The organism is Christensenella sp., from assembly GCF_034927525.1.
Lineage (GTDB): Bacteria > Bacillota > Clostridia > Christensenellales > Christensenellaceae > Christensenella.
Window position 1 is genome coordinate 1 of sequence record NZ_JAYFPU010000148.1, and the last position, 8515, is coordinate 8515.

The 8515-nt window shown below is 49.8% G+C and carries 9 protein-coding genes and 1 rRNA gene; 4 read left to right on the plus strand and 6 right to left on the minus strand.

The features are described from left to right. Window positions 1-165: 165 nt before the first annotated feature. Window positions 166-282: ribosomal RNA gene (gene rrf, locus VB081_RS06010) — 5S ribosomal RNA — on the plus strand. A 115-nt stretch (window positions 283-397) separates the two neighbouring features. On the opposite strand, the gene VB081_RS06015 is transcribed toward rrf, so the two are convergent. The 5 genes from VB081_RS06015 to VB081_RS06035 form a co-directional block, all read right to left on the minus strand. Next, complete coding sequence (locus tag VB081_RS06015) at window positions 398-787, minus strand: hypothetical protein (RefSeq protein ID WP_323399933.1); 390 nt, start codon at window positions 785-787, stop codon at window positions 398-400. Then, entirely contained in the window at window positions 685-1944 is a 1260-nt protein-coding gene (locus VB081_RS06020) for a phytoene desaturase family protein (protein WP_323399925.1), read from the minus strand. Before VB081_RS06020 ends, VB081_RS06015 begins: the two co-directional genes overlap by 103 nt. Next, window positions 1941-2519, minus strand: coding sequence for a TetR/AcrR family transcriptional regulator (locus tag VB081_RS06025; protein WP_323399926.1), 579 nt, complete (start codon window positions 2517-2519; stop codon window positions 1941-1943). The genes VB081_RS06020 and VB081_RS06025 overlap by 4 nt, the downstream gene beginning before the upstream one ends. A gap of 110 nt (window positions 2520-2629) precedes the next feature. Beyond that, window positions 2630-3820 (minus strand): hypothetical protein, encoded by a 1191-nt coding sequence (locus VB081_RS06030; protein WP_323399927.1) that lies wholly within the window; start codon window positions 3818-3820, stop codon window positions 2630-2632. A gap of 173 nt (window positions 3821-3993) precedes the next feature. Beyond that, entirely contained in the window at window positions 3994-4911 is a 918-nt protein-coding gene (locus VB081_RS06035) for an InlB B-repeat-containing protein (RefSeq protein ID WP_323399928.1), read from the minus strand. Window positions 4912-5074: 163 nt separating this feature from the next. On the opposite strand from VB081_RS06035, the gene msrA reads away from it, so the two are divergent. Together msrA and msrB are read left to right on the plus strand one after the other, a co-directional pair. Continuing rightward, window positions 5075-5593: a peptide-methionine (S)-S-oxide reductase MsrA gene (gene msrA, locus VB081_RS06040; protein ID WP_323399929.1), complete on the plus strand. Its 519-nt coding sequence runs from the start codon at window positions 5075-5077 to the stop codon at window positions 5591-5593. Continuing rightward, complete coding sequence (gene msrB / locus VB081_RS06045; RefSeq protein ID WP_323399930.1) at window positions 5556-6050, plus strand: peptide-methionine (R)-S-oxide reductase MsrB; 495 nt, start codon at window positions 5556-5558, stop codon at window positions 6048-6050. Before msrA ends, msrB begins: the two co-directional genes overlap by 38 nt. A 54-nt stretch (window positions 6051-6104) precedes the next feature. Here msrB and VB081_RS06050 read toward each other — a convergent pair whose 3' ends face one another. Further along, window positions 6105-6995 (minus strand): DegV family protein, encoded by an 891-nt coding sequence (locus tag VB081_RS06050; protein ID WP_323399931.1) that lies wholly within the window; start codon window positions 6993-6995, stop codon window positions 6105-6107. 254 nt (window positions 6996-7249) lie between these two features. On the opposite strand from VB081_RS06050, the gene VB081_RS06055 reads away from it, so the two are divergent. Further along, window positions 7250-8440, plus strand: a complete 1191-nt coding sequence (locus VB081_RS06055) for a pyridoxal phosphate-dependent aminotransferase (RefSeq protein ID WP_323399932.1) — start codon at window positions 7250-7252, stop codon at window positions 8438-8440. The last annotated feature ends 75 nt before the right edge of the window (window positions 8441-8515 follow it).

Genomic DNA, 8515 nt, shown 5'->3' on the forward strand with positions numbered 1-8515 from the left:
GGTGTAAGTGCAGTAATGTATTAAGCTGACCGATACTAATAGGTCGAGGGCTTGATCAACGAGAGTTGATTACAACAGTCTAAATTTCTTAAGACATTCCTTTGTCTGCTACTACTATACAGTTTTGAGTGTGCTTCGCTGCACATTTGACAAGTTTATACAATTTCCGGTGGCGATAGCTATGGGGATCCACCTGTTCCCATTCCGAACACAGAAGTTAAGCCCATATACGCCGAAAGTACTGCACTGGTAACGGTGTGGGAGGATAGGTAGCTGCCGGATTCTATTTTTCAATAATATTCTATGTGAGGGGTCCTTTTGCGCAAAGCTTAAGGGCTTTTTACGTGGCATGAAAAAAGGTCGTCCGGGTTCTCGCGGACGGCCTTTTTTGTTGTGATCAGGTATTACATTCGAATATTGTATTGGTATCTTTACAAAGATGCTGCACAGCGCCCCTGCCTGTCGATACGGCGACAGGAACGCCGCCGGGCGCCTGCATGCGTTGGCCGGCAAAATAAAGACCGGTTATGGCTTCCGATTTCAACGGATAATTTGCCTGCGGCTTGTTTGCTTCCATGATCGTCATCCACGACCCTTTGTAGGTACCGCAATAGCGTTCATAAGTGAGTGGCGTTGCGACGTCCCATGCCACAAATTTATCTTTTAATTGTGGAAACCTCTTGCCTAAGCGATCCATAACCGCTTCTGCGAGCTGCTGTTTTTTTGCGTCATATGTCCCGTCCTGCTTTGCCTGCTTCCAGTAGGCATAAGTATCGTCATTGGCAATGAATGCAGATGTAAGCGCAGTGCAGCCGTCAGGCGCATAGCCTGCAAAACCTGCGTAGTTGATGTAAGCGCAGTGCAGCCGTCAGGCGCATAGCCTGCAAAACCTGCGTAGTTGTTGAGTCCTAAAACATGCAGCTTCTCACCAGCAAATTCGATGGACTCCTCCAATGGAAGAATGAGGTTTTCTGGCAGGGAAGACAGATTGGCTTCAGCCCCCAGACACAGGAAGGTATCCAATATGGGCTTTGTTCTTTTGCGCATTTCATCCATCCACGGTTCGTGAAGCGGAGCCTCAAACAAGGTATCCACTGCGCTCATAGCATCCGCCGTCACAATGACTGCATCTGCTTGCAGCTTTTCTCCATTGACGATAACACCAGTCACACGTCCGTTGTCTGTGACTACACGCTCGACGCGCGTGCTGTAACGGATATCTCCGCCCAATGCTGTAAAACGGTCAGCCATGCGCTGCGCCATAGCAAGCGAGCCCCCTTCAGGATATCCTGCGTCGCCTACCGATAGACCGCCCAATGTAAAGTGGATCGAATTCGCGGCAAACGCTTCGCTGCCTACAATATTTTGCAGTACAGTGCGCAGGCCGGGATGCTTGAACTGTGCAACGTATTCCCCACAGGACAGCTTGGAAAGCGCATTCATGCGCGGCAATGCAGACATCATTGAAAACATCATAGAAAGGGGCGGAGCGCTCTTGCGCTTGACCTGCACGCCCTTTATATCCATGATAGGCATAGCCATTTTGCCAAATTTACGGATGTCCTTACACAGGGAGCGGATCATTTTTGCATCCTGCGGCGAGACAGACAGCAAATGCTGCTCAAGCTTATCCGCGTTGCGGTACAAACAGATTTCCGTATTGCCATCAAGGTACGTAAGAAAAGGATCGCGGTTGTAGACAGGCGTAGCTTCATCGAGCGCGCCTGTCTCACGCCACAGCCGGTTGAGCGGTGCTTTAGCAGAGGAGCCGACCAGCCAATGAAGACCACCCTCGAAAAAATAACCTTTTCTTTTCCAGCTGGTCGAGTTGCCGCCGGGGATGGTATGCATTTCAAGGATCGTTGCTTCAAAGCCGCTGCGGCACGCATAGATGCCTGCGGAAAGTCCGGCGATACCGCCGCCGATAACCGTTACATTTTTCATGGTTTTCTCCTTATAATATCTACGATCCATTCGCTGTGCGCGCAGGGCATGCTGTAAAGCGCGACGGCCTGCGCAACGCCCTGTATTGCAGTCCAATATGCAACAGAGAGGGCGAGCGGATCGCCATCGCGGATCGTGCCCTCCTTTTGTCCCGCTGCAATCATGGGCACGGAAAGCTCGTAATAATTGATCCGTTGGATCGTTTTTTGGATATGATCGGGGGTTGCCGCACTGGAAAAAGCTTGCGTCATAAGCACAAACATTTTCGCAGTAAACGGATCGCGTACAATACCGGCAAAAATCTGGGAGCACATCTGCTCGAAGAAGGCAAGCGGAGCCAGTCCACTGAGCTGAGCCGTGAGGGATTCAGGACCGCTCACGCCGATCTTCATCAGCTCCTCATATAAGTGCTCTTTGGAAGAAAAGTAATGAAACAGTAAGCCGGTGCTCATGTCGGCGGCCTCCGCAATATCGCTGATCTTTGTCGCGGCATAACCTTTGTGGATAAAAAGATCGAGCGCAACTTCTAAAATTTGCATACGGCGCTGTTCTTTTTGTTCTTTACGTTTATTCATATATTGAACATCCATTCATTGAATTATAATTCAATATTACACAAGGTAAAAGGTATTGTCAATACAAACAAAAAAGCCCCGGAATTTTTCCGGGGCTTGATGATTATTGTTTATTCGGCAGCCAGTTCTTCCTGCGGCAGAATGATCGTTTCCGGTATGACCGCCGGAGCCGGTTCGACAGGCGTACTGTCGGCGGGCTGTGGCTCGGCGTCACTTAGCGGTTCAGTCGGGACAACCAGATCTTGTGGCGTAGCTATGGCCTCAGGAACATCCGCAATGGCGTTTTCTGTTACGGTCAATTCTTCTACGACAGGTTCTTCTGCTTCGACAGGCGTTGTACCAAGAGGCAGGAACTGTGCAGCATCGTTTAGCATTGCTGAAATTTCCGGGATACTCCTGTTGTTAAAGGAGGAGATACCGGTCGGCTGGTGAGAGCCGTTGTACTCATGGGTCTTCTGACTTTCGTACCATGTACCGCTCATATAGATCATCCAGGCTTCCCAGCGGCCGGAGCCGTTGGCCGCGCCCGTTGCCGTTGCATAGATCACAGGCGTTCTTGCGCTTCCGTCCTTTACAAAATATACGTGCAGGTACAAAGTCAAATCACTGCAATAAGCGGCTTGTCCGGTTATATTGTTTTCCAGCGGAAGCGGGGCGCCCATCATTTCCTGCAGCTTGTCGCGGAAGGTGTCATTTGAAAAATTGTTGTTTGTGATCCCAAAATATTCCTGGCGTTCCTTATCTGTAGAACAGGCACTGTACCCGTCTATCACGCGCTGTGCATAAGCAAGCGTGATCTCTGTGTTAGTGCCACTTGGGGCATCCGGATCAACGACCGGGGCATCAGGATCGACAGCGGGCTCGTCCGGATCAACGATCGGGGCATCAGGATCGACAACAGGCTCGTCCGGATCAACGACCGGCGTATTCGGCTCGGTGACCGGTTGGTCAGGAACAACTATGGGTGCGTCCGGTGTACCGGGGTCTGTGACTGTATCGTTGTTGTCGCGGACAACAGGCTGCCCGTTTACCGGAACGGCCTGTGTTACCTGCGTCAGTTCTTCGCGTACAGGGGTGGCGGGTGATGCCGCCTGTTCTGCCTGATCCGCATCCTGAGGGCTGCCCGCCGCGAGAGGCGTAGGGCCGTCCTTGATTTCTACAGTCTGGCCATCGCTGTTCTCATCAACATACGCGGAGTGACTGAAAGCAACAGGGCTTACACACAACAAAACGCACAATATAAGAGAAATGATGATGATCGCTTTCTTCTTTTTAGTATTGACGTTGTTTTTGGTTTCCATTTTACTTGCTCTCCTGTTTTTCATTTCTTGTTTATAGTATAAAATAATGTGGTCACACTTACGGTCACACAAACAGACAGAATCAACGTATTTTTGAGAAAAGTGTGACTGGAGATTGCCGAAAACAAAAACGGCCGATGCGATTGCATCAGCCGTTCTTCATTTATTTATATTTATCTGCGTGGGCGCCGGCTGTAATTCCTGCGCTTTGTGCGCCTAACGATGCGCACGCGGCGGATGATCCGCATAATGATCACAAAGACCGCAAAGCCAACGCCGATCCAGATCAATATCCACAGGATCGTATAACCATAGCTGCGCTCAAAAAGCGCGCCCAAGCTACGGTTTTCGTCAAGATTTAGGTTGTAGCTTTCCTCGGTACTGATGATCTTGCCGGGAGAGCCGATGTCATACCAGCCCGCAAACCGGTATCCATCTGCGGGTGTCGCGGTAACGGTAACAACGCTGCCGCCCGAAAAATTACCGCCGCCCGAAACGCTGCCGCCTTCCTGCGGACTCACTGTCAGGTCGAGTGTGTAGCTCGCGGAAAACCTCGCGACAAGCTGCATATCGGTTTGCATCTCAAACGTATAGGAAGCTTCGGCGCTGATTGGATCCGCAGAAGGGGAGCCGGCGTCAAACCAGCCGATGAACGTATAGTTATCGGCTGGCTGTGCCGTTACCGTGACAGAATCGTTCTGCATATATTCTCCGCTTCCGCTCTGGGAAACGGTTCCGCCGCCCTCCGGGTCGGAGGACAGGGCAACGGTATATTTTTTATCGAACCGTGCGATAAACGTACGGTCTTGCTCCAGCGAATAGGTGAACTCTGGCGTTGTGCTAACGGGAGTGGTCATATCCCCTTCTTTGAACCAACCCGCAAAAATATATCCTTCCGCAGGACTCGCATTGAGGGCTGCGTTTTTTCCGGCAGAATAAGTGCCGCCGCCGGTCACGGTACCCGTGCCTTCGGTCTCGGCCTTCACCGTAACCGTATAAGAACTGCCCGAAGAAGACTCGGGCGCAGCAAACGCCGTCGCGCAGGATAGCACGATGACGAGTGTCAGTAAAATGCAAATAAGCTTTCTCATGTATGATCTCCTCTGATTTCTATGTAAGAGTTTATCTGTATTCACCGGATGTGTCAAATCTTTCAGGGAAAGCTTTAAAAAAAGTTAATATTCCGTACATAACTTTTCGAAGAGTGGGTTATATAATATATGACATGTATTATGGGGGAAGAAGGGACACCGAATGAAAGAGATTTATCTGGCCGGAGGATGCTTTTGGGGTCTGCAAAAATATTTTGACTGCGTGGTAGGCGTGCTCGAGACACAGACCGGCTATGTAAATGGTACGGCGCACAATCCGAGCTATGTACAGGTTTGCTGTGGCGACACGGGTTTTGCAGAAGCGATCCGCCTGCGCTACGATGAAACAAAGCTTGGCCTTACGGATGTGCTTCACTTGTATTTTCACGTGATAGACCCTACCGTAACGGACAGGCAGGGAAACGATGTCGGACAGCAATACCGCACGGGCATCTATTATTTGGATGAGGCGGATGAAGAAACGATCCGCGCATATGCGGCAAAGGAACAGGAAAAGTATGAACAGCCGATCGTGACAGAGATCATGCCGCTCAAAAATTATTATACGGCGGAAGAATATCATCAGAAATATCTCGACAAGTATCCGACTGGATATTGCCATATTGGAAAGGAGGCGTTCAACTATGCAGGAACCTACGAGCCAGAGTATGCCCGAGTATAAGAGACCTTCGGAGGAAGAACTGCGCAGCAGGCTGAATGAAGAACAATATTACGTGATGTGCGAGGATGGCACAGAGCATCCGTACACCAGTGAATATTGGGAGAACGACCATGAGGGGATTTATGTGGACGCCGTAACGGGTCAGCCGCTCTTTACGTCGTTCGATAAATTCCCATCCGAATGCGGCTGGCCAAGTTTCTCCTGTCCGATCAGTGAAGATTTTGTCGTCACGCGCAGGGATTTATCACACGGAATGATACGCACAGAGGTCAGGAGCGCCGCCGGGGATTTTCATCTGGGGCACGTGTTTGACGATGGGCCGCAGGAACGCGGCGGACTACGGTACTGCATCAATGGCGCGTCGATCCGTTTTATTCCCGAAGCTGATATGGAAGTGGAGGGGTATTCCTATTTGTTTCCGTATTATAAGAAGAGAAAACAGGAAAGCATGAAATAAAAAACAGGATACAAAAAAGGCGCTGGTTATCCGGCGCCTTTTTGATCGAACAGCTTATTTGAATTTGGTATCTACACGCTGTTTGCCAACGTAGTGGACATTAACCGTTCCCGGGCCGGAATGCGCACCGATCACAGGGCCGGTGTAATTCAGCAGGATATCCTTGACAGAGGGGAATCGTTCGCGAATCAGCTCGATCACAAATTCTGCGTCTTCTGGGCAAGCGGCATGTCCGACGTAAATAATCTGACCGTCAGGATCGCCGATATCCTCTTCCATTTTATTGACCAATTCGATCAGCGATTTTTTGCGTCCGCGTATTTTTTCGATCGGAATAATCTTTCCTTCGTTATTGAAAGCAAGCACAGGCTTGATGTTTAACATCGTTCCTAAAAACGCGCTGGCGCGCGAAACCCTGCCGCCGCGGCGCAGATGTTCCAAGCTGTCTACGGCAAACCAATGCGTGATCTTCCACTTCAGTTCCTCTGCATAGGTATACGCTTCTTCAAGCGTCGCGCCTTCTTCTTTTTTCAGCATAACGAGATGCACGAACAGCCCATAACCACGTGAAGCCGAAAGGGAATCGACAACCTTGACCGTACGTCCCGGATATTTTTGCATCAGCTGCTCTGCAACCATGACCGCGTTGTCAAAAGAGCCTGACAGACCGGAAGAAAACTCGAGATGCAGGACGTCCTTGCCCGCTTCCAAAAACGGCGTAAAAAACGCGATATATCGGTCTGCGTTTACCATCGACGTGGTAGGCATAGAGCCTGCGCGCACCTTTTCATAAAAATCGTGGGTCGTAATAGAAACGCCTTGGTCGTCATAATACTCTTTTCCGTCCATAAAAAACTGGTAGGGTAGAACGGTAATATCATGCTCCTTAGCAAATTCGGTAGGGAGGTCAGCAGTGGAGCTGCATGTAATCGCATAATCTGCCATCTGTTTGGTCTCCAATCTATTGTATTTTAGGTTTCGATAATACTATTATTGTATCATTTTAGGGACGGGAAAATCAAGATGTTCGTGTGAAACACAAAAACGAAAAATTTTTATTTGAAATTTGCATTTTAGGGTAATAATAATACTTGCTTTCAGTCTTGGATTGTATTAGAATAGATATGCTAACAGTGCAATACAAGTGCGCGTAAGCGCATTTATATAAGATTGATAATGTTATTTACCGGAGGTACAAAATGCAACTTTCAGAAAAAGCACTTGCAATTTCGCCGTCGCTGACGCTTAAAATCACGGCGATGGCGAAGGATATGAAAAAACGCGGACTCGACGTGGTGGGTTTTGGCGCGGGCGAGCCAGACTTTGACACCCCGCAGCACATCAAGGATGCGGCGATCGAAGCGCTGAAGATCGGCATGACAAAATATACACCGGCGTCGGGAACGGTGGAGCTCAAAAAAGCAGTATGCAAGGATCTGAAAAAGCATGGACTTTCTTATGACCCGGCACAGATCGTGATCTCTAACGGAGCCAAGCACTCCCTGTTCAATGTGTTCCAGGCGATCCTCAATCCGGGCGACGAAGTGATCGTCATTACGCCCTACTGGCTCACCTATCCGGAGCTTATCAAGATGGCAGATGGCGTGCCCGTGTATGTCGGCGCGCATGAATGCAATAATTTCGAGCCGCTTGCAAAGGACATTGAGGCGGCGGTCACACAAAAGACCAAGGCGATCATCGTCAACAACCCGTCAAACCCGTGCGGATGTATCTATTCCCAAAAGACGCTTGAAGACATCGCAGCAGTTGCGAAAAAGCATGATTTCTTCATCGTATCGGACGAGATATACGACGAGCTGGTCTACGATGATAACAAGCATACGAGCATCGCGGCGATCAGCGAGGATGCATACGAGCGTACGATCCTTGTCAACGGGCTTTCCAAGACATACGCCATGACCGGCTGGCGCATCGGCTATACGGCAAGCAGAGCGGATATCGCAAAAGTGATGGGAAGCTACCAGAGCCACGCAACGTCCAACCCGTGTTCGATCGCGCAGTTTGCGGGGATCGCTGCACTCACAGGACCGCGTGACGAGATCATCGCGATGCGCGAAGAATTTAATGCGCGCCGCAAGATGATGGTGGAAATGATCAACAAGATCGACGGTCTTTCGTGCGTGACGCCCATGGGCGCGTTTTATGTGATGCTCAATATTTCAGATATAAAAGGACGTAAGCTTGACGGCGAAGAGATCAAAGGCTCGGTGGATTTTGCAGAAAAGCTGCTGGAGAAAAAGCTGACGGCAGTCATTCCGGGTGCGGCATTCGGCGCGGATGATTTTGTCCGCCTGTCCTATGCGATTTCGCGTGAAAACATCGAAAAGGGGCTGGGGCGCATCGCGGAATTTGTTGCGATGCTTGACTGACATTTGGAGAAAACAACATGATAAAGGAAAGATACAAGCGTACAAATCTCCTGCAGGAAAACGACTATAACTATA

Bases quoted from the DNA above. Each gene is read 5' to 3' on its own strand.
- VB081_RS06020 (WP_323399925.1), bottom strand. From the start codon at position 1,944: ATGAAAAATGTAACGGTTATCGGCGGCGGTATCGCCGGACTTTCCGCA.
- VB081_RS06025 (WP_323399926.1), bottom strand. From the start codon at position 2,519: ATGAATAAACGTAAAGAACAAAAAGAACAGCGCCGTATGCAAATTTTA.
- VB081_RS06030 (WP_323399927.1), bottom strand. From the start codon at position 3,820: ATGGAAACCAAAAACAACGTCAATACTAAAAAGAAGAAAGCGATCATC.
- VB081_RS06035 (WP_323399928.1), bottom strand. From the start codon at position 4,911: ATGAGAAAGCTTATTTGCATTTTACTGACACTCGTCATCGTGCTATCC.
- msrA (WP_323399929.1), top strand. From the start codon at position 5,075: ATGAAAGAGATTTATCTGGCCGGAGGATGCTTTTGGGGTCTGCAAAAA.
- msrB (WP_323399930.1), top strand. From the start codon at position 5,556: ATGCAGGAACCTACGAGCCAGAGTATGCCCGAGTATAAGAGACCTTCG.
- VB081_RS06050 (WP_323399931.1), bottom strand. From the start codon at position 6,995: ATGGCAGATTATGCGATTACATGCAGCTCCACTGCTGACCTCCCTACC.
- VB081_RS06055 (WP_323399932.1), top strand. From the start codon at position 7,250: ATGCAACTTTCAGAAAAAGCACTTGCAATTTCGCCGTCGCTGACGCTT.